The organism is Citrobacter sp. RHBSTW-00524, from assembly GCF_013747755.1.
In the GTDB taxonomy this organism is placed as follows: domain Bacteria; phylum Pseudomonadota; class Gammaproteobacteria; order Enterobacterales; family Enterobacteriaceae; genus Citrobacter; species Citrobacter braakii.
Genome location: NZ_CP056421.1, coordinates 414,405 through 438,480, shown reverse-complemented (window position 1 = coordinate 438,480; position 24,076 = coordinate 414,405). Strand labels below are relative to the sequence as shown.

The window sequence follows — 24,076 nt, the reverse complement described above, 5'->3', positions numbered from 1 at the left end:
CGCTGCATAGTTAAGCAACCGACAGAAAAAGCGAGAAATTTGGTTGACGGGGTGTCCGGATTACGGTTTAATGCGCCCCGTTGCCCGGATAGCTCAGTCGGTAGAGCAGGGGATTGAAAATCCCCGTGTCCTTGGTTCGATTCCGAGTCCGGGCACCACTATTCATAAGGCCTCGCTGAAAAGCGAGGCTTTTTCCTTTTCTGGCTACGGTAGATTTCTGGTCGTTACGGCACGTTAATTGTTTGCTGGATTTCTCGCCATTTTCGCAGATGTTCGTTACTTTTAGACACCTCAACACCCTCTGATGTGTCTCTTCCTTACCCCACTGCTACGGTCTTTCTACGGTCCTCTACGGTTCCTTTCTCTAAGATTATTCATAATGAAGCAGAGAATACTGGGAAATGGGGGATTTCATAATTTACCTTATTTAACAACAAATTACCTGACCCTGCCCCCGGGGGAAGACCGGGGAGACTCCTCTTCAGGCAAGGGGGAAAAACTCAGCGTCATCAACCCCCCTTGTCAGTCGGGTGTTTCCACCATTTACTCCACCTGTAATATTCCTATTTCCCCTTACGATTCTTCGCATCAGCAAAATTCCCCGCTTTCCACGTCATAGTATGATGATTTACCAGTAGAACTGGTAATTGAGTTATGGAGTGACCCCGGGCCCATAGACAAATCTGCCCTATAGAGGTGTAGCAGGAGGGAAAGGGGGGACGGGCTAAACCGCCAGAAAGGTAAAAATAAGGTGCCGCTGGAGCTGCAGCTTTGGTCTGGGGTATGGGACCCCATTAGCAAGTTATCACTTTTATAAAAAATGAAATATATATTGAACGTGGGCCGGGTAATTGAATTATAGCGTAATGCCGGGTGCGAAATTCTTTACGTTATGCTTACATTTTATGACTAAACTTGCAGATACAGAAAGTTAGTTTATATGGCAACCATTACCAGAGAGAGGATTTCCGGATAAATAGAATATAAAATACGACTTGTTTAGCATTCGTTTAGAAATGAAAAGCTTGTATTTTTATGAAATATGATCCAGAAATCTCGCGTTACGAAAAAGAGTGCCACTAAGCGAGATAATATATCGCATAAAATAATAAACATTGTATTTTCTCGTTGATTTAACATATATAGACAAAAATAGTGATTTGTAATTTTCCGTTCTTATAATGGTGGTACAGAAAGACGAAGGACATTTCATATGGTTACTGTAGATGACTGCAACGATAGCGACCTTAATTTAGACAACAAAAATGTGTATCTCAAAGGTGAAATGATCGCTTTACGGGCGAAGGAAAAATGTCTTCTGGAGATTCTTTTAAATACATCTCCGGCCTGTATCTCACGCCAGAAAATTGCAGAGGAAGTATGGAATGGGCGATTTGTAAGTGATTTTACAATAAATCAAACGATCAACTCGCTACGTAGGAAAATTAAGGACAATGATAGGCAATTGATAAAGACGAAGCCTCGGGAAGGTTATGTTATTGATAAGGATATTGCAGCTCTGTTTACGTTCGATAGCGACATCGGTCCCACGTGTAAACCTGAGGATTTAGCATCCAGCGAAGCTAATGCGTTGATCGTCATTACCGACCACTCTGTAAAGCATGAAATGTTAAATAATCATAAAAAAAGTATCAGGGCGCGTAAAAAGCTATCATTAAGGGTCATTGTATTGATGTCACTGTTGTTGGCCTGCAGTATGGCGGGAGTCGGTGTTGGTGTCATAAGGGAATATTCGAAAGATGAAATTAATCAGTTTTATCTTGATGGTGTGAAATTCACTTTTCATAAAGAACGCATAGATTATCAGTTGAACAAAAGGAATGTGAATTGTCATTTAGTCAGAAGGACGCTTGATGATGGCGAAATTGTCGATACCAATACAACGCTCTGCAATACATCGCTTTAAATACTTGATACTACTTGCTGCACTGATCTTTTTTGCTGTTGGCCTTGCCTGGTTTGACGGTAAACGTGAGCAGAGCATTTTTACATCAAGCTACCATGGAATATTGCGGTCAAATGAAAACAATTATGTTGTCAAAGTGAATGTAACCTTTGATATCGACGATAAAATGACTTTTATAAAGGTTACCAGAGATAAAAGCAAACTGGCTGTATCTGAAAATACGTATCGTGCGGAAAGCTATGTTGAATTCAAAACATTATCATTGCAAAAACAGTCTTTTACAAAAGCCACTATCTCAGGAAGAGCTCAGACGACGAGCGGAATGAAAAAATTTGAAGAGACACGTTTTATCCCGGTAGCCATGCATCAGAGTCGGGGGCAGTTTGTACTCATCATGAACAATGAAGATATCTTTCCGATTGAAGCTATAAACGAACAGATAAATGATAAACTGGTCTTTATACTTAAAAGAGATCGCTAGTGATTTTATTTATAGAATAAGGTATTTTATTTATATATTTTTTTTTGATATGACAAAGGAAGTTCAGCGTCTTACTATGCCGTAATCAAGTTAACGCTTGGTGTAAACAAATAACATATTCTTGCTTGTGTCTACTTGATCCTTGAAATAGACCGACTGAATGTTCTAAGTAACCCATTGTTCATAATTGGAATTGACGATGTTAAACAACATGATTATTAAAGCATACACTGCCGCTCACATTCATATGGCACATAAAGTAAATCACCTAGTCGGTGAGAAGGGAATTACTGCGATTGAATATGCCATTATTGGTGTGGCAATGGCTTCTGGTCTGTTCTACATCTTTGATGAGGGTGGATTCCTCGCCTCCTTGGAAGCCGCATGGAAAACAATGTCTACGAAAATCACAGGTGCGGGCAACATTCTGAATAAGTAATTACGCGGTCATAATGAATAACACTGACCAAATTACAGGTCAGTGTTATATGGCCATGTTATATTCTTCATTTGCAGGTTTGATAATTACGTGATCTATGAAATTCTTCTTAAGTTGTATATCGGTATAAAGCTTGTAGCATTGCCACAGACCGTTAACCATTTCTCCCGTGATGCAGGTGTTACTGCGATTGAATATGCCATTATTGGTGTGGCGATGTCAGCAGGATTATATTTCATTTTTTCCCGGGAGGGTGGGGATTTCTTGATCGCCCTTGTATACGCATGGAAAATTATGGAAGTCAAAATAACATATGCTGAAACTATCTTGACAAGAGGAACTTAAAGAATTTTGTTATTATTGTTGGCACTTGAGATACCGCAGAAGGAAATCTAAAGGTTTATATCTATTTAAAATTAACTTTATTTGCCAAAGGCAGCAAATCATCTTGTCCAAGATACAGATGTAGCAGCGACTGAATACGCTATTATTGGCGTAGCGACGTCTGCATGAGAGTATTATATCTTTGACGTTCATGGAGGCTCTAATGAAAATTTCTATTATATGGGTAGATTGTATGATGCGTGTACGAAAATGGTATTAGTGATGGGTATAATGGGTGATTACCTCCCGTCATAGGTACTGAACAAGTATGATTCTTTATATTCTGATTGTTTTAACATCCATATATATTATGTGGATGGATATTCGATACCGGCGCATCCCCAACAAAGCCCTGGTTGTACTGCTTTTCATTGGATTTGCTTACTTACTTGGTTTAGATGAAAGCAATTGCTATGTTAGAGGGGGATATATTATCCCAGCGATCACGTTGTCTTGCGGCATTGCATTATCATATAAAAATATTATCGGGATGGGAGATGTAAAGTTTCTTTTTCTGACCTTGTTATTATGTCCTGAGCAATGGCACATAGCTATTCTCTATGTGGTGATTTTTATTGGTGGATGCTGGTCCCTGCTGTGGCATTTTGTCTTGTGCAAAATACCGCCATTGGGAAAAGTTGATATGATTAAAAAAGGTATTCCTTACGGTATACCTATAGCATTAGCTTTATGCACGTTTACTTTTATCGGTTGAATGAAAGGCGAATTATATGCGCTATAGATATATAGCAATTCTGGCTATTGTCGTGATGTTGGTTGGCGTAATGGGTATTTATAAAAAAGGGGCTGATGATAAGCAACCCATCATTGACGAACGCATCGAAAGCGTATATTTCGTGGCGCAGAAAGATATGCAAAGAGGTGAAATTCCTGAAGGTGACTTTTATACCCGAAAAACGATTAAATTTAACCCTGGGCAACGTCCTGATGAACTGGCAGAAGCGCTGGATGAAAAAAAGATGGATGTTTTGCTTAGCGAAGGTGCAATTGCCGAAACTGAAATCAGTGCAGGGCAGGTTTTGACTCTGGAAAATCTTAAGAATTTGCCAGAAAAAATAGATTCTGAACTTATTGCCTTTCCATTATCGGTAAGTGCTGAAAGTATTCTAAATCCCAAAGTAGCTGACTACGGTTTTGTAGACCTTTATTTGATCTCTAACGATAACAAGATCTATCGTGAAGATTTCTACCAGAAGAGAGGTGGCTCAACAGGTAAAGATTACAAAGATACGCGCGTGAAGAAGTTTGCCAGTAATGTCTGGATTGTTAAAAATGCCAAAGACCGGGCTGGGAAAGAAAAAAAATCTAGTCTGCTGGATATTTCTAAGGGTGATACTATTGATAGAAGTTCCAGTAAATTAGATAAAAGCGGCAATGCGCCCGATACCAGAATTGTTTATGCCTATTTTAACAAGGATGACATTGATAGCGTTATTCAGGCCCAGGTTCTGGGGATGTTCTTTGTTTCACCTGTGACAGTGACCATGCTTAACAAGCCGTTAGCAAGTATCAGCGTCGACTCAAGAGAAATAACCGCTGCGGATATTGTTTCTGGTGCGCCACTGGCAGAGAAGAAAATTAAAGTCATCGAGATTCGAGGAGCAAAAAGTTCAAATGGACGTAATTAATAAAACTCTTGGCGGTTTACTGTTGCTCATGTTCAGTCATGCATGCCTTGCACTTGATATTGATGTTAATAAAACGAAAGAGTACAGAGTTGATTTCGACATTGATACAGTTGTTATTGGTTCTCCCGATGTTGCAGATTTCAGAGTGGTGGATGAACATAACATTTATATTTTTGGCAAAACCAGCGGCCAGACCAATATTATTATCAATGGTAAACAAGGGGAAGCGCGTACGCTTCCGATTTCCGTAAATGATTTTCGTGGTCAGGCTACCGTCATCAATACTTTGCTAGCCAATGAAGGTTTCAAAGAAGTTAAAGCTATCGACATGGGAAATTCTTTAACCATCAGCGGCACCGTCAGCACCAGTGAAGATATTGATTATATAAAAGATCTCGTCCAGGAATACTTTAGTGAGGAGCAAATAAAGTACTCACTGTTCACGCAGAAGAATCAACAGATTAAAATACGTGTTACCGTCGCCGAAGTGTCTAAAGAGGTTACCGAGACGCTGGGAATTGATTGGGGCCAGGGGGCTGTCTCCAGTAACGGAAGCGATTTAACCATCAGTGGTGGGCTTTACAGTTCCATGGTAAAAGGAATGAGTTTCAACTCATTAGGCATTGCAATCAATGCACTTGCAAAAAATAATCTTGCCAATGTTCTCACCACACCCAGTCTGACCGTGACGAATGGCAAGACGGCAAGCTTTCATGGCGGCGGCCAGATTCCTATATTTCAACGTAGTGAAAATGGCTCAACGGTTGAATGGAAAGACTATGGTGTTAAACTTAATTTTGCCCCGGTGATAAATACAGACGCATCTATCAGCATGGATGTAACCGTTGAGTCATCACAAATTGGTGGCTATTACAAATATGAAAACACAGAGTTGCCGACCATTAATACCCGAAATGTCGCGACCTCGGTGCGCATGCGCGATGGGGAAAGCTTTGTTCTTGGTGGATTAATTGATAATAACCAAGCTCAATATGTCAACAAGGTGCCTGGCCTGAGTGATATTCCCATGTTTGGTGCATTATTTAAATCTATAGGTTTTAACAGTGGTAGAAGTGAATTGGTGATTTTTGCGACGGTAGAATATATCAAGCCTACCGAAAAAAATACTATTAGTCTCCCACTTGCCAGTTTTTCCAGTCCATGGGAAACTTTTTTCAATATCAATAAAGTGACCCATAAGTCCACGATGGAATTGTTGAAAGAGGCCGATTATGTCATTGAGTAAAAGATTAATAATTGTGCTTGTTAGCCTGGCTGTCAGCGCATGTAGCGTGCCTGATAACTGGTTAAATACCGTGGATGATAATGTTATCATTATCAAGATTACTACCCAACCAGATGCATATACATTTTTAAAACTAGAGCAAATAATTCTTGAGAACGCCGCCAATGGGTTTGTTAATGCGACGGTTTTCAGTAAAAATGAAAATATAAATGCGGCACATGCAATAGCTGTTAACCTTGTAAACACTTATGCTATTAAATCTGAAGTGGTGGTTAGCGATGCAATCCATGATATACAACTACAGCTTAACAAGTACAATCCAAAAGCCTGCTATGTTAATCAGTTGGATGATTTTAACTGGTATAAAAGTAGCACTCGTGAAATACGTGAATACAATCAATCTGAAATTTGTGCTACCAGCATTAACGATCGGCAATTGAGGATTTAGCATGAATTTTGATAAGTTTAAAAAACGTTTTTCTCCAGCTAAAAAGAAAGATTTAGTTATTTATTTTAGTTCCACTAACAAACAAACATCCGAACTAGAAGAAGCGCTTCGTGTCTATGGCATTGGACTGGAATACCATACTGCCACACCAAAGGATACGATCACGATCATTGAAGACTGGGTGTCAACGTCAAGCCGTCTGTGGTTTATTGTAGATGGTACGTCGTACTCCAGCAGCGATATAGAAGAGTTTGCCATGATTCTTCGCGGGCGCTATCCGGCGGTACTGCTTGGTGATAATAATTCCCTAGATGCATCGTGGAACGCAGAAGAACAAGGTTATGCCGCATACTTTATTAATAATGTTGATTTACCCAGACTAACTAAAACCATTCTTAAAGGATTTGGCTATGTCCGGTCGCGAACCTCGATGACGATTGCGATCTGCAATACAACCCCAGATATTAATTTGAGTTATTACGCCTTCAGAGACTTAAAAAAGAATAAAACGCTTAAATCTTACTCAACATTGTTTATTAACTGTGATCTGGCTAATATTTATTATGATGCCGATCTGGGCGTACGCGCGAATAAGCAAGCGCTACAACATATAACCCGGGATGGTGAAGAATTAGATTCGCTGTCATCCCGTAAGCTTATTAATGCATTTGATGAGCATTTTGACTACATTTCATTCAATTTATTAATGGATGACATATCTATGAGTGATTCAGATGCGCTGGTTAAAGGCATTGATAACTTTATTGATTCTGTCTCAGATATCTACGGGTTTATTTTTATCAATGTACCCTATTATCTAATGACATCCTCAGCAGGAATGAATTTACTGGATAATAGTGATATACGAGTGTTGCTCACCAATGGTCAAATAGAGTCCATTTACAATCTAAACTTTTTACGTAACAAAATATCTTTTAAGCAAGAAAGCAATGGTAAAGGTAAAGACAAATTGTTCTGCTTACGGCAACCTTTGCACCATGCCGGGTTGCGTATAACCGATAATGATATTCATTCCAAACTTGGGGTTAAGGTTGACTTCTCTACCACCATGTTAAGAGAGGAATCTTTTTTAAGTCGATTCAAAAAAGATAACACCATAAATATCATTGACTTTATTTTCAGGTAAGTTATGCAAATCAAAGAATATGAGAAAGTACGCAGCCTTTTGGTGGAGCGACTAAAAATAGATGGAAATAATGTTGTTGATATTGTTGAAACACTGGATTCAATTGAGACTCAACTGATTTCAATTCTCGATAGTGAAAATATCATTATCACCAGACGCAATATAGATAAGCTGGTAAAAAGTTACTATGATGATATATTTGGCCTTGGCCCATTGCAGGAGTTGTTAAATGACACCTCGGTAAATGATATTATGGTAAACGGGACATCTTCACTTTATATTGAAAGAGCGGGGAAGTTGATTCGGCTGGAATCTATCTTTAAAAACAACGATCAGATAATGCGCGTTGCACAAAGAATCGTGGCAGCGATAGGCAGACGAGTGGATGAAAGTTCACCGATGGTGGATGCACGCTTACAAGATGGTAGCCGCGTAAATATTATTGTTCCGCCGATAGCTCTGGATGGCTGTACTATCTCAATCCGTAAGTTTAAAGAAGATAAGCTGGGTCTGATGGAACTGATAAATTTTTCTTCCATGACCCCGGAGATGGCGCATTATCTGAGTCTGATGGTGCGCGTTAAAGCGAATATTATTATCTCTGGCGGCACAGGCTCGGGTAAAACGACGTTGTTAAATGCACTCTCCAATGAAATTAACGATGGCGACAGGGTAGTGACAATAGAAGATGCGGCGGAATTACAGATCCAAAAGGCGCATGTTGTCAGACTGGAATCCCGCCCGAAAGGTGTTGACGGTGAGGGCAATATCAGCATACGTGACTTGGTGATTAACTCACTCCGTATGCGCCCGGACCGCATTATTATTGGTGAGTGCCGTGGTGAAGAAGCCTTTGAAATGTTGCAGGCAATGAATACCGGGCACGATGGGTCATTCTCAACCATTCACGCCAATACGCCAAAGGATGCGTTGGTTCGTCTGGAAAGTATGCTGTCGATGGCCAATCCCAATATTCCTACCAGAACATTAAAAGGACAGATCTCTCAGGCTGTAGACATTATTGTACAATGTGCTCGTTTGTCGAACGGTGAACGTAAGGTTACCTGTATCAGCGAGATCGGTGGTATTGAAGGGGATGTGATACAAAGCCAGGATGTTTTCGTCCTTAACAGCGTTAAAAAAAATGATGGTACACAGGTGTATCAGCAACAACGTAATTTTTCGCATTCTCTTCTGGATCGTAAAGTCGCATTTTATGGTTTGCAGCAGGAGTTGAAGGAAATTATCAATGACTAGCTTTTTTGCTTTCATATTTTTTTGTCTCCTGCCTGGCTGGGTTATTTTTAAACGAGTTAAGACTCAATATCTCAACCGCAAGCTTGCTGCGATCATGGGCGATGATTTTATAGAAAGCAAGGCGAAAACAGTGTCTAAAAAGACATTGGGGTCGTATTTTAGTGGCAGTTCGTCACCGGATTTTATTCTTATTTATGGCATTAAGAATGTTGTCACGGCATCTATTCTGACGTTCGGCTACGTATGTTTTGTGGGGTTTTGTTGCATAACGTTTAAGACTTCGCCTTTGACGTATGCGCTGTCTGTTGGGACGACGTTTGCCATTGCAGTTTATGTCGTACGTAAAAAATACCAGAAAGCATTCAGTGACTACTTTGAAGTTCATTTTCCGTATGCGCTGCGATTGATTAGCCGTAACCTCGCCGTGGGCCAAACGCTTTATGCTTCCGTCGATTCAGTTTCGATTAACCTGGCTGGCATTATGCAGAGAGAGTTTAAGCGAATTTCATTGCAGCTAAAAAGCGGAGTCAGTTTCGAAGAAATACTGGATAAGGGCGAAGAAATCTATCCTTACAAGGGATACTATGTTTTTAGCTCTTACCTGAAAATTTCTGTGCAGAAAGGCAGCAGTTTAAAGGATACATTGATGGCTCTGGCGGATGACTTAATTGCCGCACAGATAATCAAAAAGAAGACCAGAGCGCTGACTTCTGAATCGCGTGGGGCTGCTTTTATTCTAGCAACCTTGCCTGCGATAATGCTCGGTGTGATGTATTCTTTTGCACATGCGAATTTTATTTATTTGTTTAATGAACTTTATGGGCGCTATGTTCTGATTTATGTGGTCATTAGCGTTTCGCTAGGTTTTGTAATTATATCGCGGATGATTCAAAAGGTTGAACTGTGATCCAGATAGTTTCCATTATCCTTTTTGCTTTTGGTGTTGTTGTATTCTTCTTTGTTATAAGAAAACAAAAAAAAGAAGAGGAATATTACGATAGATTTTATTTTATCGTTTCTAAACATAATACCATCACAGAGTATTTAAGTTTTTCTAACAGAGCGAAGTATATATTTAACCACCTGAAAGAAAAGATATATAAATTTAACGAAAAGTATCTGAGCCAGACTCAGTTTCATGAGTTGGTAAGGAATGCTGGCTACTATAACCATGAGCAAAGCACCCTGTTCTATCTTGGTGTATTTGCTGCATATTTGGTCTTGCTGGCAATGTTGGTGGTTAAGGCAACGTTTGGTGATATACCTTTCTATGCGTTTCCGGTGTGGAGTACGATTTTTTATATTGGTTTAAAGATACATCTTGAGCGTAAACATAAAAAACAACTTCTGAAGTTCAGAACAAACTTTGTCTATTTTCTTGATCTCATGTCAACCTGCATCAAAACCGGGATGACGTTAACCTCTTCGGTAGATGCTATATCACCCTTGCTTCATCGCTTTTCTCCGTTACTGGGACAAAGTATATCTAACTTTGGTAATACCATAAAATATGCTTCACTGAATGAGGCCTGCGATCGTCTTTACCTAGAAGTTCCCCTTTCTGAAGTTCAGGAGTTTAATTCTACGGTGAAGAACTCGGCGCAGTTTGGGGCGGGCATGCACAGCAGTCTGCAAAACCTTGCGCAAGAGATACGGCAGTTTCATTTTATTGAAACGGAAGAAAAAATTGGTGCAGTGAATGCAAAGATGGGTATTCCATTAATTTTGTTTATCATGTTTCCTATTATTGTGGAAATTATTTTACCTGGCCTATTACGCTCCATGCAAAATCTCTCGTTGGATATGATTTCATGAAAAAGTTTCTTGTTTTATTTGTTCTACTGGCCTGTTCTTGCTCGCAGGTTAATAGTTCCAAGGATACCAGACTAACTGCCGCGCTAGCGGTAGAAGTCGGTGCGCTTGAAAAGGCCCTGGAACTTACTCGGGTGGAGGCTCAAAATAATATTTATGATGTTGATGTTCGCTTCCGCCTTGCTGATATCTATCATCAGCTTAATCGTTACGACATGGAAAATAGCGAGCTGACCGCGCTGAGCAAAATGGTTGATGCCAGTAGCCGACATTATTCCCGTCTGAAAATTGCGCTATTGCGGAACAATTTGTTACGTAATGAGCTGGATAGCGCAATTGAACATTATGAAGATCTCAATCAGTCGAGTTCGGTTCTGGCCGATGAAGATAAAGGGAAAGGTATGATGTATGTAGCCATCGCCTATTGTAAAAAAAATGCTTTTAATACCTGCATAGCACTTCTGGAGAAGGCAAAGCAATTTTTGCCTGGCAATGACGCCCTCGCGCAGAATATCAATCTGGCAAAGTGGATGAAGAAGACTAAAGCCGGTAATGCGACGCCAGTCGCAGATGTTTTTTATCAGGCCTATCAGGAGCAAGATAGTGAACAAATTTTCTCAAATCTGATCCTTAGTCTCGTCAGCGAAGGTAGCACTGGACGGGCTTATGATCTACTTTTAACCCGTTATTCTATCGACGACGCCAATATTATTATGAAAGAACTTAAATCCAGTAAAATATAAAATATGACCCAGCTTTTAAACGATTTCGAATCTGAGTCAGGAGTTGCATCAATAGAAACCTCTATGGTTTTTTTGATTATCTTTATGTTTATCATGTTTACCTATGAGATATTGAAATTTCAAAATGATATGGCAATGATCGCCTTGAATGAATCCCTGGCCACCGAAAGAAGCGATCTTGCCTTGCTTAAGAGTGAACCAGACAAGTTATCTTTTGATTTTGACGAGCAGATAAAATCTCTGGGAACAGGAAACTATTTTAATTCATTGAAATATAAGCCATCTGCCGTCGAGTGTTATAGTGATATTTCAAAAACAACGGCCGAAAAATGTAGTGAAAAAAGTAAAATAATCAAATTTAGTTATGAGGTCAAACGCTTGGCATCCAGTGATGAAATATGCGAGTTATTTGGCCTTCCTGTTGTTCTGATAAGAGAGACTATCGCTGTTAATGACTACTATAGGTGAACGACTTAACTGTGAAAAAGGCAGTGTCGCAGTTGAGGCCGCCTTTGTATTTTTGTTTTTTTCCGGACTTTTTATTTACGCTCTGCAGCAAACTTACGTGATGGTATTAAGTTATAGTGCTGAAAAAACTTCGGCCCAGGTCGCCAGTCTGGTTGCGCAGCGATCCACATTATTTAGTAATAAAAATTTGCAGGCAAAAGATATTGAGCTTTTAAGGCATCATATTCAGGCTCTTGGGGAATCGTCGAAAGAGTTTTTCGATCTTTATATCGAAGAGGTTGCCTATCAGACAGATGCCTATCAGGTAATCCATATTCCTTCAAAGGACGGGACACAATGTTCTTTGAAAAAAAAGCTATCGGCTTATAGCTTCAATGTTCAAACTTCTTTTGCCAAAAATAACGGAATGTATAGAGTTACCGTCTGCCGTAAAATAAGTAATATGTTTTATTCTGATGGTGATCTCGTTATTGGCAGCAGTTCGGTGATGCCTGGACATCATCATTGATAGAGAATCATAAATGAAATTACAAACGCATTTTTTCTCTGAAAAGGGAAGCTTAATGCCGCTATGGGCTATTGGTGGCATGATGGTGATGATCTCAATATTCTGGGTAGAAAACACTTCATTTTCTATCCTGGATAAACTAAGAAATATCCATATTACCAGCGCTGTCGCTCGGACTTCCCTGATCGATCATGGTCGTTCGCAGACAGCGCTTAATGAGATTGTCAGCGCATCGGGTACAAGCCCCTTTAAGTATACGCAGAAGTTCAAGTATGCTTCCGTAGAGGATATGGAGGAGTTGAAAGATAATGATCGGCTGCAGGAAATTATTTCAGCAAGAACAAACACTTCGCAAACCACCACTGTCCCCTTTGAAACATTGAATGATTCGCTGCACTTAAGCAAACATCTCAATATCACTTCTCTGGATAATACGGTTAAGGTCCTTCATCCTTTAAATATACATCTGGCCGTTGAAAGTACTCCTGAAAATAAACCGAATATGAGCCGCGTTAGTCAGCCCCTTTATAATGCCATAAAACGGTTAACGGGTGATGCTGCGGATACCAGGGTCAATATTATTCCCTATTCTTATCGCGTCAATAATGCCGGTAGATGTTATACGGGAATTAACCGTGGTGACGACTTTAGTTTTGTCTGGTGGGAGAACGCTTTTAGGGAGGAAGATCTTCTGACATCCTATAAGTCGCAACTTACCTCTGCAAAAAATAACTTTTCCAGTACCAATAGTTCTATCGTTACTCTGGACAGAAAGTTAGCCGATCTTAAGAAAGAACAGGCTAAGTATAAACCGGGCACCGAAGAGTATGCTGAGTTGCAAAAGCAAATTGATTCAGTTAATAACCAGTTGACTTCGCTTACCAATAGCCTGCCGCAGCTTGAGGCTAGCATTGATAATGCTCAGGAAAAGGTAGATAAACAAACCAAGGTTGTTGAAGACCTCCAGGCAAGTGAAAACTATATAAAATTCCTGCCGTTGGCGCAGCACTATGCAAAGCGCTACCAGAATTATCGCTATTTCGAAGATTACACAGATGAGGTAGCAAATCAGGGTGATTTTTCCATGCCCGAAGAGAACTATTCTCAGTCTGCGTCGAAAATCACGTTATCGCCAACGGTTCACTATGCACTTTCTGTCTCCAGAAATAATTATTTTGGCGACACGAATACCTGCCCATCGACTGTGGTTAGCAGCAATATGTCCTCACCGGAAAGCGTTAAATCCGCGCTTAACTCAATAGACTATTCCGGGAAAGATCTGTTGGCGCTGGAAGGGTTGCTTTGGGCCGGAAGAAGTTTTTTTTCGGGGAGTTCAAGCCTTACCCGCAATGTGGTGATTATGTTTATCTCAGGGAAAGATGATTCCATCGATCCAGAAACCTTAGCTGGCGTTCAGGAAGCTTGTACAACCATTAAGAATACCTTCTCTTCAGGAAAGGTAAGTAAACTCGTGGTGGTGGCACCGGATGCGGATGCTGCTGATAACTATGTGGCTTTGCAATGCGCCACGAGCTGGAATAACGATACCGGCTTTATTTTTCTTGATAATTATGTCGATGATTTCGACAAAGAAATCGAAACGCGTTTTATACATTATTTTTCCCAGGAGTCGACGACCCGTAATGTCAATGGTTAAATATTATTTCATCTGCTTCTCGTTTATATCGGGTATATCCTTTGCAAAGCCGATGGAGGGAATGACGACTTTTAACTGTGAAAACCGCAGTGTGACTCATTCCAACTCTCTAATAAAAAACAAAAAAAATGACGCCTTGAATTATGATGGTACAACGCGCACCGTCATTTCCCAGGAGGCTATTGCGCGAGCGAAGAAAACACGTTTGTTTTTGGATCATCTTGATAAACTCTGTTCGCCCCGTCTTGCGGGCGAGCAAAGTAACTATATGGAAATCCTTCAAAACCAGCTGAAAGTGAGTCCGCAGCTGATTGGCAGCGTGTACTTTTCTCCTGCTAGCGCGCATGCGAATCGAAACCGGCAAGACCTCAGCAATATACGTAATGCCATTGCGCAATATTCGGCTGAGGATTATATACTGTTGATTGTCGGTAGTACGGATGCTACAGGGGAAGATTCTTTTAATGACTGGCTGTCTTTAAGGCGAGCACAGTACCTTGCTCATCAAGTAGTGGCAAAGAATTTTGATACCTTTCTTATTCCCTTGGGCAAAAAGGGAGCAACCGATGAGCGTCTAGAGAGCAATCCACGCTTCAGACGTGCTGACCTTTATTTGCTGAAAAAAGGTATTTAACTTCATACTTAATGCAAGTATCGTCTGACAAAACTGTAGTGGTCAAGTAGTATTGGCCACGGTTTACAGTAAAAATGGTATCTGTTCTCTGATTCTTCTGGGGGCAGCCCATCACTATAATGGTGAGGTCGGAATCGCCAGGAATCAGATCAGATATTGCTGGGGATGTAATTACTTTGCTTGCTCTGGATGAGGTTCTTTCATCTAATTCAACATAGATGTCAGACCTACGAAGCTACACTGTAATAAGCCATCCATGCTCAATGGTAGATATCTGGTAGCTCCGAAACGCCTCATTTGAACCTCATTTAAGGCTTGTAGCGCCCAACTGAAACATTTTACTTAAGGTAAACCAGTAAAGGGCTGTCAGTTCTACTAGATCGTTTGGTATTTTTTTAAGGGATTGAAAATCCCCGTGTCCTTGGTTCGATTCCGAGTCCGGCACCACTATTCTAAAGAACCCGCCCTAGAGGCGGGTTTTTGCTTTTATAGTTTCTGATACTTTCCAACCGATCATCTCTCAATATCTTTACTGCTCTACCCCTCACAAAATCCATACGTAAGATTAGTCGTGCCTTTTAACAAGCTGACATCTGGCTTCTATAAGAAGATGGGGTTTAACGTGACGGGACGTACAGAAGTGGACGATCTCGAGCGACAGTACCTGTTACTCAACCCCGTGCACGGATAGCAGGCAATGTGCTGCCGGGAGAGCCTGGTGTGCTGCGCTTCTCAGGCCAACACACCGGTTACAACAGTATGGGCTGGATAAAACGGTACGCTGCATCGGCAGTCTTCATTCCCTGCAGACGCAAAAAAGCCCATCCGGCAGGATGGGCTTCTTCACTTGTTTGATGCCTGGCAGTTCCCTACTCTCGCATGGGGAGACCCCACACTACCATCGGCGCTACGGCGTTTCACTTCTGAGTTCGGCATGGGGTCAGGTGGGACCACCGCGCTACAGCCGCCAGGCAAATTCTGTCTATCAACACACTTTTCGCATGTCGATGTAATCTGTAATCAAGCTGAATTTCGATGTCTCATCCGCCAAAACATCTTCGGCGTTGTAAGGTTAAGCCTCACGGTTCATTAGTATCGGTTAGCTCAACGTATCGCTACGCTTACACACCCGACCTATCAACGTCGTCGTCTTCAACGTTCCTTCAGGACCCTTAAAGGGTCAGGGAGAACTCATCTCGGGGCAAGTTTCGTGCTTAGATGCTTTCAGCACTTATCTCTTCCGCATTTAGCTACCGGGCAATGCCATTGGCATGACAACCCGAACACCAGTGATGCGTCCACTCCGGTCCTCTCGTACTAGGAGCAGCCCCCCTCAATTCTCCAGCGCCCACGGCAGATAGGGACCGAACTGTCTCACGACGTTCTAAACCCAGCTCGCGTACCACTTTAAATGGCGAACAGCCATACCCTTGGGACCTACTTCAGCCCCAGGATGTGATGAGCCGACATCGAGGTGCCAAACACCGCCGTCGATATGAACTCTTGGGCGGTATCAGCCTGTTATCCCCGGAGTACCTTTTATCCGTTGAGCGATGGCCCTTCCATTCAGAACCACCGGATCACTAAGACCTGCTTTCGCACCTGCTCGAGCCGTCACTCTCGCAGTCAAGCTAGCTTATGCCTTTGCACTAACCTCCTGATGTCCGACCAGGATTAGCTAACCTTCGTGCTCCTCCGTTACTCTTTAGGAGGAGACCGCCCCAGTCAAACTACCCACCAGACACTGTCCGCAACCCGGATCACGGGTCTACGTTAGAACACCAGCCATTAAAGGGTGGTATTTCAAGGTTGGCTCCATGCAGACTGGCGTCCACACTTCAAAGCCTCCCACCTATCCTACACATCAAGGACCAGTGTTCAGTGTCAAGCTATAGTAAAGGTTCACGGGGTCTTTCCGTCTTGCCGCGGGTACACTGCATCTTCACAGCGAGTTCAATTTCACTGAGTCTCGGGTGGAGACAGCCTGGCCATCATTACGCCATTCGTGCAGGTCGGAACTTACCCGACAAGGAATTTCGCTACCTTAGGACCGTTATAGTTACGGCCGCCGTTTACCGGGGCTTCGATCAAGAGCTTCTCCTTACGGATAACCCCATCAATTAACCTTCCGGCACCGGGCAGGCGTCACACCGTATACGTCCACTTTCGTGTTTGCACAGTGCTGTGTTTTTAATAAACAGTTGCAGCCAGCTGGTATCTTCGACTGATTTCAGCTCCATGAGTAAATCACTTCACCTACATATCAGCGTGCCTTCTCCCGAAGTTACGGCACCATTTTGCCTAGTTCCTTCACCCGAGTTCTCTCAAGCGCCTTGGTATTCTCTACCTGACCACCTGTGTCGGTTTGGGGTACGATTTCGTGTTACCTGATGCTTAGAGGCTTTTCCTGGAAGCAGGGCATTTGTTACTTCAGCACCGTAGTGCCTCGTCATCACACCTCAGCGTTAACAAGACTCCGGATTTACCTGGAATCTCCGCCTACATGCTTAAACCGGGACAACCGTCGCCCGGCTAACATAGCCTTCTCCGTCCCCCCCTCGCAGTAACACCAAGTACAGGAATATTAACCTGTTTCCCATCGACTACGCCTTTCGGCCTCGCCTTAGGGGTCGACTCACCCTGCCCCGATTAACGTTGGACAGGAACCCTTGGTCTTCCGGCGTGCGGGTTTTTCACCCGCATTATCGTTACTTATGTCAGCATTCGCACTTCTGATACCTCCAGCATGCCTCACAGCACACCTTCAACGGCTTACAGAACGCTCCCCTACCCAACAACACATAGTGTCGCTGCCGCAGCTTCGGTGCATGGTTTAGCCCCGTTACATCTTCCGCGCAGGCCGACTCGACCAGTGAGCTATTACGCTTTCTTTAAATGATGGCTGCTTCTAAGCCAACATCCTGGCTGTCTGTGCCTTCCCACATCGTTTCCCACTTAACCATGACTTTGGGACCTTAGCTGGCGGTCTGGGTTGTTTCCCTCTTCACGACGGACGTTAGCACCCGCCGTGTGTCTCCCGTGATAACATTCTTCGGTATTCGCAGTTTGCATCGGGTTGGTAAGTCGGGATGACCCCCTAGCCGAAACAGTGCTCTACCCCCGAAGATGAGTTCACGAGGCGCTACCTAAATAGCTTTCGGGGAGAACCAGCTATCTCCCGGTTTGATTGGCCTTTCACCCCCAGCCACAAGTCATCCGCTAATTTTTCAACATTAGTCGGTTCGGTCCTCCAGTTAGTGTTACCCAACCTTCAACCTGCCCATGGCTAGATCACCGGGTTTCGGGTCTATACCCTGCAACTTAACGCCCAGTTAAGACTCGGTTTCCCTTCGGCTCCCCTATTCGGTTAACCTTGCTACAGAATATAAGTCGCTGACCCATTATACAAAAGGTACGCAGTCACCCCATAAAGAGGCTCCCACTGCTTGTACGTACACGGTTTCAGGTTCTTTTTCACTCCCCTCGCCGGGGTTCTTTTCGCCTTTCCCTCACGGTACTGGTTCACTATCGGTCAGTCAGGAGTATTTAGCCTTGGAGGATGGTCCCCCCATATTCAGACAGGATACCACGTGTCCCGCCCTACTCTTCGAGTTCACAACACATGCACTTTTGTGTACGGGACTATCACCCTGTACCGTCGGACTTTCCAGACCGTTCCACTACCACACATGCTGATTCAGACTCTGGGCTGCTCCCCGTTCGCTCGCCGCTACTGGGGGAATCTCGGTTGATTTCTTTTCCTCGGGGTACTTAGATGTTTCAGTTCCCCCGGTTCGCTTCATTACGCTATGTATTCACGTAATGATAGTGTGACGAATCACACTGGGTTTCCCCATTCGGAAATCGCCGGTTATAACGGTTCATATCACCTTACCGACGCTTATCGCAGATTAGCACGTCCTTCATCGCCTCTGACTGCCAGGGCATCCACCGTGTACGCTTAGTCGCTTAACCTCACAACCCGAAGATGTTTCGTAAAACACTTCAGTGTTGCGAAAATTTGAGAGACTCGGACACACCGCTTTTCATTTCTTGTTTACGGAGAAATGAAACAGTGTGTCGTTTCAATTTTCAGCTTGATCCAGATTTTTAAAGAGCAAAACTTCGCAGTGAACCTTTTCAGGTACACTCTGAAGTTTTCTTGTTTTTTTGCAGTAAAGGATGGTGGAGCTATGCGGGATCGAACCGCAGACCTCCTGCGTGCAAAGCAGGCGCTCTCCCAGCTGAGCTATAGCCCCATCGTAGTTAAATCTCGTTTAACCTTAATTTCTGTTGAGGCAAGGCGTGGTGACGCGAAGCATACTGAAGTATGTGAACGTCACCGCAACGCAGCATCAGCAGAAATTTGGTAGGCCTGAGTGGACTTGAACCACCGACCTCACCCTTATCAGGGGTGCGCTCTAACCACCTGAGCTACAAGCCTGCAGAGATTTTCTTACTGCTAATTTTCATCAGACAATCTGTGTGAGCACTACAAAGAACGTTTCTTTAAGGTAAGGAGGTGATCCAACCGCAGGTTCCCCTACGGTTACCTTGTTACGACTTCACCCCAGTCATGAATCACAAAGTGGTAAGCGCCCTCCCGAAGGTTAAGCTACCTACTTCTTTTGCAACCCACTCCCATGGTGTGACGGGCGGTGTGTACAAGGCCCGGGAACGTATTCACCGTGGCATTCTGATCCACGATTACTAGCGATTCCGACTTCATGGAGTCGAGTTGCAGACTCCAATCCGGACTACGACATACTTTATGAGGTCCGCTTGCTCTCGCGAGGTCGCTTCTCTTTGTATATGCCATTGTAGCACGTGTGTAGCCCTACTCGTAAGGGCCATGATGACTTGACGTCATCCCCACCTTCCTCCAGTTTATCACTGGCAGTCTCCTTTGAGTTCCCGGCCGAACCGCTGGCAACAAAGGATAAGGGTTGCGCTCGTTGCGGGACTTAACCCAACATTTCACAACACGAGCTGACGACAGCCATGCAGCACCTGTCTCAGAGTTCCCGAAGGCACCAAAGCATCTCTGCTAAGTTCTCTGGATGTCAAGAGTAGGTAAGGTTCTTCGCGTTGCATCGAATTAAACCACATGCTCCACCGCTTGTGCGGGCCCCCGTCAATTCATTTGAGTTTTAACCTTGCGGCCGTACTCCCCAGGCGGTCGACTTAACGCGTTAGCTCCGGAAGCCACGCCTCAAGGGCACAACCTCCAAGTCGACATCGTTTACGGCGTGGACTACCAGGGTATCTAATCCTGTTTGCTCCCCACGCTTTCGCACCTGAGCGTCAGTCTTTGTCCAGGGGGCCGCCTTCGCCACCGGTATTCCTCCAGATCTCTACGCATTTCACCGCTACACCTGGAATTCTACCCCCCTCTACAAGACTCTAGCCTGCCAGTTTCGGATGCAGTTCCCAGGTTGAGCCCGGGGATTTCACATCCGACTTGACAGACCGCCTGCGTGCGCTTTACGCCCAGTAATTCCGATTAACGCTTGCACCCTCCGTATTACCGCGGCTGCTGGCACGGAGTTAGCCGGTGCTTCTTCTGCGAGTAACGTCAATTGCTGCGGTTATTAACCACAACACCTTCCTCCTCGCTGAAAGTACTTTACAACCCGAAGGCCTTCTTCATACACGCGGCATGGCTGCATCAGGCTTGCGCCCATTGTGCAATATTCCCCACTGCTGCCTCCCGTAGGAGTCTGGACCGTGTCTCAGTTCCAGTGTGGCTGGTCATCCTCTCAGACCAGCTAGGGATCGTCGCCTAGGTGAGCCGTTACCCCACCTACTAGCTAATCCCATCTGGGCACATCCGATGGCAAGAGGCCCGAAGGTCCCCCTCTTTGGTCTTGCGACGTTATGCGGTATTAGCTACCGTTTCCAGTAGTTATCCCCCTCCATCGGGCAGTTTCCCAGACATTACTCACCCGTCCGCCACTCGTCACCCAAGGAGCAAGCTCCTCTGTGCTACCGTTCGACTTGCATGTGTTAGGCCTGCCGCCAGCGTTCAATCTGAGCCATGATCAAACTCTTCAATTTAAGTTTGATGCTCGTGAATTAAACTTCGTAATGAATTACGTGTTCACTCAGAGACTTGGTATTCATTTTTCGTCTTGCGACGTTAAGAATCCGTATCTTCGAGTGCCCACACAGATTGTCTGATAAATTGTTAAAGAGCAGTTGCGACGCGCTTTAGCGCTCTGTCGCGAGGTGGCGTATATTACGCTTTCCTCTTTCAGAGTCAACCCTCATTTTCAGGTTTTTCTCTTCAACCGAACCGGCTGTTTGCGTGAAGTGATTCACATCCGCCGTGTCGATGGAGGCGCATTATAGGGATCCCATTTTTTAGCACAAGTATTTTTTGGATCTTTTTTGCTGAGTGCTTGTTTTTCACCCCTTTCGCTATATTCCTGCACAATTTGGCTGATTTTTGATAGCTAAATCACTTGCACAGTCTCGATAATCCAACCAAAGTCTTCATTACTGCTCTATTTTTGTTGAGGTAAACATGTCTGATGTATTACGTCCTTATAAGGATCTTTTCCCACAGATCGGAAAACGCGTGATGATCGACACCAGTAGCGTCGTCATTGGTGATACTCGTTTGGCTGATGACGTCGGGATTTGGCCGTTGGTTGCGATTCGTGGCGACGTCAACTATGTACAAATCGGCGCCCGTACAAACATTCAGGACGGCAGCGTTCTCCATGTCACACATAAATCCACATCTAATCCGCAAGGTAATCCATTGATCGTGGGTGAGGATGTGACGGTCGGTCATAAAGTCATGCTACACGGCTGCATCGTTGGCAACCGCGTATTGGTCGGTATGGGATCAATTTTATTGGACGGCGTAGTGGTAGAAGACGACGTTATGATTGGGGCAGGAAGCCTGGTGCCGCAAAACAAACGCCTGGAGAGTGGATATCTGTACCTGGGTAGCCCGGTTAAACAGATCCGGCCATTAAGTGACGAAGAGAAAGCAGGCTTAAAATACTCTGCTAACAACTACGTTAAATGGAAAGATGAGTATTTAAATCAGAGTAACCAAACCCAACCCTGAGAGTCTTCCTGCTGGTCCTGGATCAATGCTTCGGCCTCTTCTTCCAGGTCCCAGCGATGCTGTTGAAAGATTTCCAGCCATTGTTCAGGCGTGCAGCCGCCAAAGCGGGACGCCAACGTCTCCCCTGATATAGCGCATGTTAACTGCATACCATGGACCAACGCAGGGAAAACAACGGCGCTAATATCCGTCAGCCATTCTTCTCGATCGGGAAACTGGATCGCCTGATTCATGCCGACATTTCCTGTTGCATGCTTTTGATGACGGGCTCAATCTGTGGCAATACACCATGCCAGAGTAAAACGGCGTGCGCTGCTTGTCCCACCAGCATCCCCAGACCATCGGCATACTGTTTCGCCCCATGTTCAGCACACCAGGAAAGGAACGGTGTATTCCCTTGCTGATAAAACATGTCATAGCAATAGACAGAGGAGTGAATAAGCGATGTCGGAATGGCTGGTACCTCACCGCTAATTCCGCTAGATGTCGCATTAATAATTAAATCAAAACTGTAATTATCAAGCTCGTCCATTCCCACCGCCTGCACGCTGCCGGTATGGGAGAAGATTTGTGCCAGTTCTTCTGCGCGCGAAGCAGTACGGTTAACGATGGTTACCGCACAATCCAGAGAAAGAAGAGGTAATAAAACCCCCCGGGATGCGCCACCGGCACCAATCAACAGAACTCGCGATCCGGGGCGAATGAAAGATAAACGTTCAAGATCGCTTAATAAGCCGATACCATCCGTGTTATCTCCCTGTAAACGCCCATCCTCAAGTCGTTTAAGAGTATTGACCGCTCCAGCAAGCGATGCCCGCTCCGTTAATTCATCGGCACGCGCAAACGCCTCTTCCTTAAAAGGCACAGTGACATTTGCCCCCTTCCCGCCTTCAGCAAAAAAGGCATTCAGCGTATTCACAAAATCATTGATAGGTGCCAGTACACGTCCATAGGAATGATCAATTTTCAACTGCTCTGCAAATTGCTGATGAATAAAGGGCGATTTACTGTGCGCTATCGGATTACCAAAAACAGCATAGGCTTCTTTCATATTACCCCTGTCGAAACTGTTCACCGGTCAGAGCATCACGGATCTCCGAAGGATTCAAACGCCCTCCGGTCTCCCCTTCAACTACGGGAAAGTCTGTACCAAACTGCGCGCGGACTTCCTCTACCGTTCTGCAAGGCGGTAAGCCACTCAAATTAGCACTGGTGGAGACTAACGGTTTGCCATAAGCTTGGCACAATGCAACCACCAGCGGATGATCGGTGACTCGCACGGCCAGCGAGTCAAAACGACCGGTCAACCAACGAGGCGTAGTCGCAGGCGCAGGGAAAACGAAGGTGACAGGACCAGGCCAGCGGGCGAACACAGCCTCACGTTGAGCATCAGTAAGGCTGCTATCGTCAATATAGGGCTTAAGCTGGTCAAAATTAGCCGCAATCAAAATTAAGCCTTTATCGACTGGGCGTTGTTTTAGCTCCAACAGACGGGTAACAGCCGTTTCGCTGTCGGGATCGCAGCCGACACCAAATACAGCTTCTGTTGGATAGGCGATGACTTTTTCTTGTTTCAGAACCGCTATCGCAGCAGCAATAGGGCCTGTGGGCAGGTTATTATTCACTTTTTTATTCCGCCGAGAACGGCTTTCCACATTGTTTACTGGCACAGAAATGCTTCACACCCTGCGCGGTTTTCTTTTCGATGAGTAGCGGATAATGGCACTCAGGACACTCTCCGGCTAACGGTTTGAAGTTAATGACAAACTGGCACTCCGGATAGCGATCGCAGGAGTAAAACGTTTTGCCATAACGGGAACGCCGCTGGACCAGGTGGCCAGTCTGGCATTGAGGACAGACTATTGCTGTTTCATCTGGCTTGTCGATAAGTTCGGTGTGTTCACACGTTGGATAATCGCTGCATCCAATAAACATCCCGAATCTTCCCTGTCTCAGCACCAGCTCGGCGCCACATGCAGGACAAAGCTTACCCTCCAGAACTTTGACAATATGTCCGTCCGCGGAAGATTTCAACGGACGGATGTAATCGCATTCTGGATAGTGTGAACAACCGAGAAACGGACCGTGTTTCCCGGAACGAATAACCAGTTCAGCCCCGCATTGTGGGCAGGGCTCGTTTTTACGCACCGTAAACAGTGCTGATTTAGCCATAACAACTCATACTGAATGAAGAT

22 protein-coding genes, 3 tRNA genes, 3 rRNA genes and 1 pseudogene are annotated in these 24,076 nt (G+C 44.2%); 20 read left to right on the top strand and 9 right to left on the bottom strand.

The window, feature by feature from the left end; all coding sequences use genetic code 11:
- Window positions 1-82: 82 nt before the first annotated feature.
- The 19 genes and pseudogenes from HV229_RS02140 to HV229_RS26195 form a co-directional block, all read left to right on the top strand.
- A tRNA-Phe gene (locus HV229_RS02140) sits at window positions 83-158 on the top strand.
- 1,055 nt (window positions 159-1,213) lie between these two features.
- Window positions 1,214-1,927 carry a winged helix-turn-helix domain-containing protein gene (locus HV229_RS02135; RefSeq protein WP_181546808.1) on the top strand — a complete coding sequence of 238 codons (714 nt, stop codon included), beginning with the start codon at window positions 1,214-1,216 and terminating at the stop codon, window positions 1,925-1,927.
- On the top strand, window positions 1,875-2,408 hold the full coding sequence (locus HV229_RS02130; protein ID WP_053390127.1) for a hypothetical protein: 534 nt from the start codon (window positions 1,875-1,877) through the stop codon (window positions 2,406-2,408). Before HV229_RS02135 ends, HV229_RS02130 begins: the two co-directional genes overlap by 53 nt.
- Window positions 2,409-2,607: 199 nt before the next feature.
- Complete coding sequence (locus HV229_RS02125) at window positions 2,608-2,847, top strand: hypothetical protein (RefSeq protein WP_053390128.1); 240 nt, start codon at window positions 2,608-2,610, stop codon at window positions 2,845-2,847.
- Between the two features lie 90 nt (window positions 2,848-2,937).
- Window positions 2,938-3,192 carry a hypothetical protein gene (locus HV229_RS02120; RefSeq protein WP_053390129.1) on the top strand — a complete coding sequence of 85 codons (255 nt, stop codon included), beginning with the start codon at window positions 2,938-2,940 and terminating at the stop codon, window positions 3,190-3,192.
- 307 nt (window positions 3,193-3,499) lie between these two features.
- Entirely contained in the window at window positions 3,500-3,946 is a 447-nt protein-coding gene (locus tag HV229_RS02115; RefSeq protein WP_053390130.1) for a prepilin peptidase, read from the top strand.
- Window positions 3,947-3,962: 16 nt separating this feature from the next.
- On the top strand, window positions 3,963-4,880 hold the full coding sequence (locus HV229_RS02110; protein ID WP_053390131.1) for a hypothetical protein: 918 nt from the start codon (window positions 3,963-3,965) through the stop codon (window positions 4,878-4,880).
- On the top strand, window positions 4,867-6,126 hold the full coding sequence (locus HV229_RS02105) for a pilus assembly protein N-terminal domain-containing protein (protein ID WP_053390132.1): 1,260 nt from the start codon (window positions 4,867-4,869) through the stop codon (window positions 6,124-6,126). The genes HV229_RS02110 and HV229_RS02105 overlap by 14 nt, the downstream gene beginning before the upstream one ends.
- The gene (locus HV229_RS02100; RefSeq protein WP_053390133.1) at window positions 6,113-6,574 is read left to right on the top strand and encodes a hypothetical protein; all 462 of its coding nucleotides are present in this window, start codon (window positions 6,113-6,115) and stop codon (window positions 6,572-6,574) included. Before HV229_RS02105 ends, HV229_RS02100 begins: the two co-directional genes overlap by 14 nt.
- A 1-nt stretch (window position 6,575) precedes the next feature.
- Window positions 6,576-7,721, top strand: a complete 1,146-nt coding sequence (locus HV229_RS02095) for a hypothetical protein (protein WP_053390134.1) — start codon at window positions 6,576-6,578, stop codon at window positions 7,719-7,721.
- Between the two features lie 3 nt (window positions 7,722-7,724).
- Entirely contained in the window at window positions 7,725-8,978 is a 1,254-nt protein-coding gene (locus tag HV229_RS02090) for a CpaF family protein (protein WP_053390135.1), read from the top strand.
- The gene (locus tag HV229_RS02085; RefSeq protein ID WP_065554869.1) at window positions 8,971-9,885 is read left to right on the top strand and encodes a type II secretion system F family protein; all 915 of its coding nucleotides are present in this window, start codon (window positions 8,971-8,973) and stop codon (window positions 9,883-9,885) included. The genes HV229_RS02090 and HV229_RS02085 overlap by 8 nt, the downstream gene beginning before the upstream one ends.
- Complete coding sequence (locus tag HV229_RS02080) at window positions 9,882-10,793, top strand: type II secretion system F family protein (RefSeq protein ID WP_065554868.1); 912 nt, start codon at window positions 9,882-9,884, stop codon at window positions 10,791-10,793. The genes HV229_RS02085 and HV229_RS02080 overlap by 4 nt, the downstream gene beginning before the upstream one ends.
- Window positions 10,790-11,533, top strand: a complete 744-nt coding sequence (locus HV229_RS02075) for a hypothetical protein (RefSeq protein WP_094169395.1) — start codon at window positions 10,790-10,792, stop codon at window positions 11,531-11,533. Before HV229_RS02080 ends, HV229_RS02075 begins: the two co-directional genes overlap by 4 nt.
- Before the next feature lie 3 nt (window positions 11,534-11,536).
- Window positions 11,537-12,001 carry a hypothetical protein gene (locus HV229_RS02070; protein ID WP_131351696.1) on the top strand — a complete coding sequence of 155 codons (465 nt, stop codon included), beginning with the start codon at window positions 11,537-11,539 and terminating at the stop codon, window positions 11,999-12,001.
- Entirely contained in the window at window positions 11,985-12,509 is a 525-nt protein-coding gene (tadF, locus tag HV229_RS02065; RefSeq protein ID WP_181546806.1) for a tight adherence pilus pseudopilin TadF, read from the top strand. Before HV229_RS02070 ends, tadF begins: the two co-directional genes overlap by 17 nt.
- Before the next feature lie 13 nt (window positions 12,510-12,522).
- The gene (locus tag HV229_RS02060; RefSeq protein ID WP_158083364.1) at window positions 12,523-14,166 is read left to right on the top strand and encodes a hypothetical protein; all 1,644 of its coding nucleotides are present in this window, start codon (window positions 12,523-12,525) and stop codon (window positions 14,164-14,166) included.
- Window positions 14,153-14,800: a hypothetical protein gene (locus tag HV229_RS02055; RefSeq protein WP_158083363.1), complete on the top strand. Its 648-nt coding sequence runs from the start codon at window positions 14,153-14,155 to the stop codon at window positions 14,798-14,800. The genes HV229_RS02060 and HV229_RS02055 overlap by 14 nt, the downstream gene beginning before the upstream one ends.
- Window positions 14,801-15,395: 595 nt before the next feature.
- A pseudogene (locus HV229_RS26195) lies at window positions 15,396-15,491 on the top strand (GNAT family N-acetyltransferase); the annotation flags it as partial.
- 165 nt (window positions 15,492-15,656) lie between these two features.
- Here HV229_RS26195 and rrf read toward each other — a convergent pair.
- The 5 genes from rrf to HV229_RS02030 form a co-directional block, all read right to left on the bottom strand.
- Window positions 15,657-15,772: ribosomal RNA gene (rrf, locus tag HV229_RS02050) — 5S ribosomal RNA — on the bottom strand.
- Between the two features lie 96 nt (window positions 15,773-15,868).
- Window positions 15,869-18,775 (bottom strand): 23S ribosomal RNA (locus tag HV229_RS02045).
- A gap of 208 nt (window positions 18,776-18,983) precedes the next feature.
- Window positions 18,984-19,059: transfer RNA gene (locus tag HV229_RS02040), tRNA-Ala, on the bottom strand.
- Between the two features lie 108 nt (window positions 19,060-19,167).
- A tRNA-Ile gene (locus HV229_RS02035) sits at window positions 19,168-19,244 on the bottom strand.
- Between the two features lie 71 nt (window positions 19,245-19,315).
- Window positions 19,316-20,857: ribosomal RNA gene (locus HV229_RS02030) — 16S ribosomal RNA — on the bottom strand.
- Together the 16S, 23S and 5S rRNA genes with 2 tRNA genes alongside form the textbook arrangement of a ribosomal RNA operon.
- A gap of 469 nt (window positions 20,858-21,326) precedes the next feature.
- Between HV229_RS02030 and HV229_RS02025 the strand changes: the two genes are divergently transcribed.
- Window positions 21,327-21,881 (top strand): gamma carbonic anhydrase family protein, encoded by a 555-nt coding sequence (locus HV229_RS02025; protein ID WP_016154733.1) that lies wholly within the window; start codon window positions 21,327-21,329, stop codon window positions 21,879-21,881.
- On the opposite strand, the gene HV229_RS02020 is transcribed toward HV229_RS02025, so the two are convergent.
- From HV229_RS02020 to HV229_RS02005, 4 genes are read right to left on the bottom strand one after another with little or no spacing between them, the layout of a single operon-like run.
- Window positions 21,857-22,114 (bottom strand): DUF1488 domain-containing protein, encoded by a 258-nt coding sequence (locus HV229_RS02020; RefSeq protein WP_019078185.1) that lies wholly within the window; start codon window positions 22,112-22,114, stop codon window positions 21,857-21,859. The genes HV229_RS02025 and HV229_RS02020 overlap by 25 nt on opposite strands.
- Entirely contained in the window at window positions 22,111-22,932 is an 822-nt protein-coding gene (gene aroE / locus HV229_RS02015) for a shikimate dehydrogenase (RefSeq protein ID WP_181546804.1), read from the bottom strand. The genes HV229_RS02020 and aroE overlap by 4 nt, the downstream gene beginning before the upstream one ends.
- A gap of 1 nt (window position 22,933) precedes the next feature.
- Complete coding sequence (gene tsaC / locus HV229_RS02010) at window positions 22,934-23,506, bottom strand: L-threonylcarbamoyladenylate synthase type 1 TsaC (RefSeq protein WP_047358919.1); 573 nt, start codon at window positions 23,504-23,506, stop codon at window positions 22,934-22,936.
- Between the two features lie 4 nt (window positions 23,507-23,510).
- Window positions 23,511-24,053 carry a type I DNA topoisomerase gene (locus tag HV229_RS02005; RefSeq protein WP_016154737.1) on the bottom strand — a complete coding sequence of 181 codons (543 nt, stop codon included), beginning with the start codon at window positions 24,051-24,053 and terminating at the stop codon, window positions 23,511-23,513.
- Window positions 24,054-24,076 lie beyond the last annotated feature (23 nt).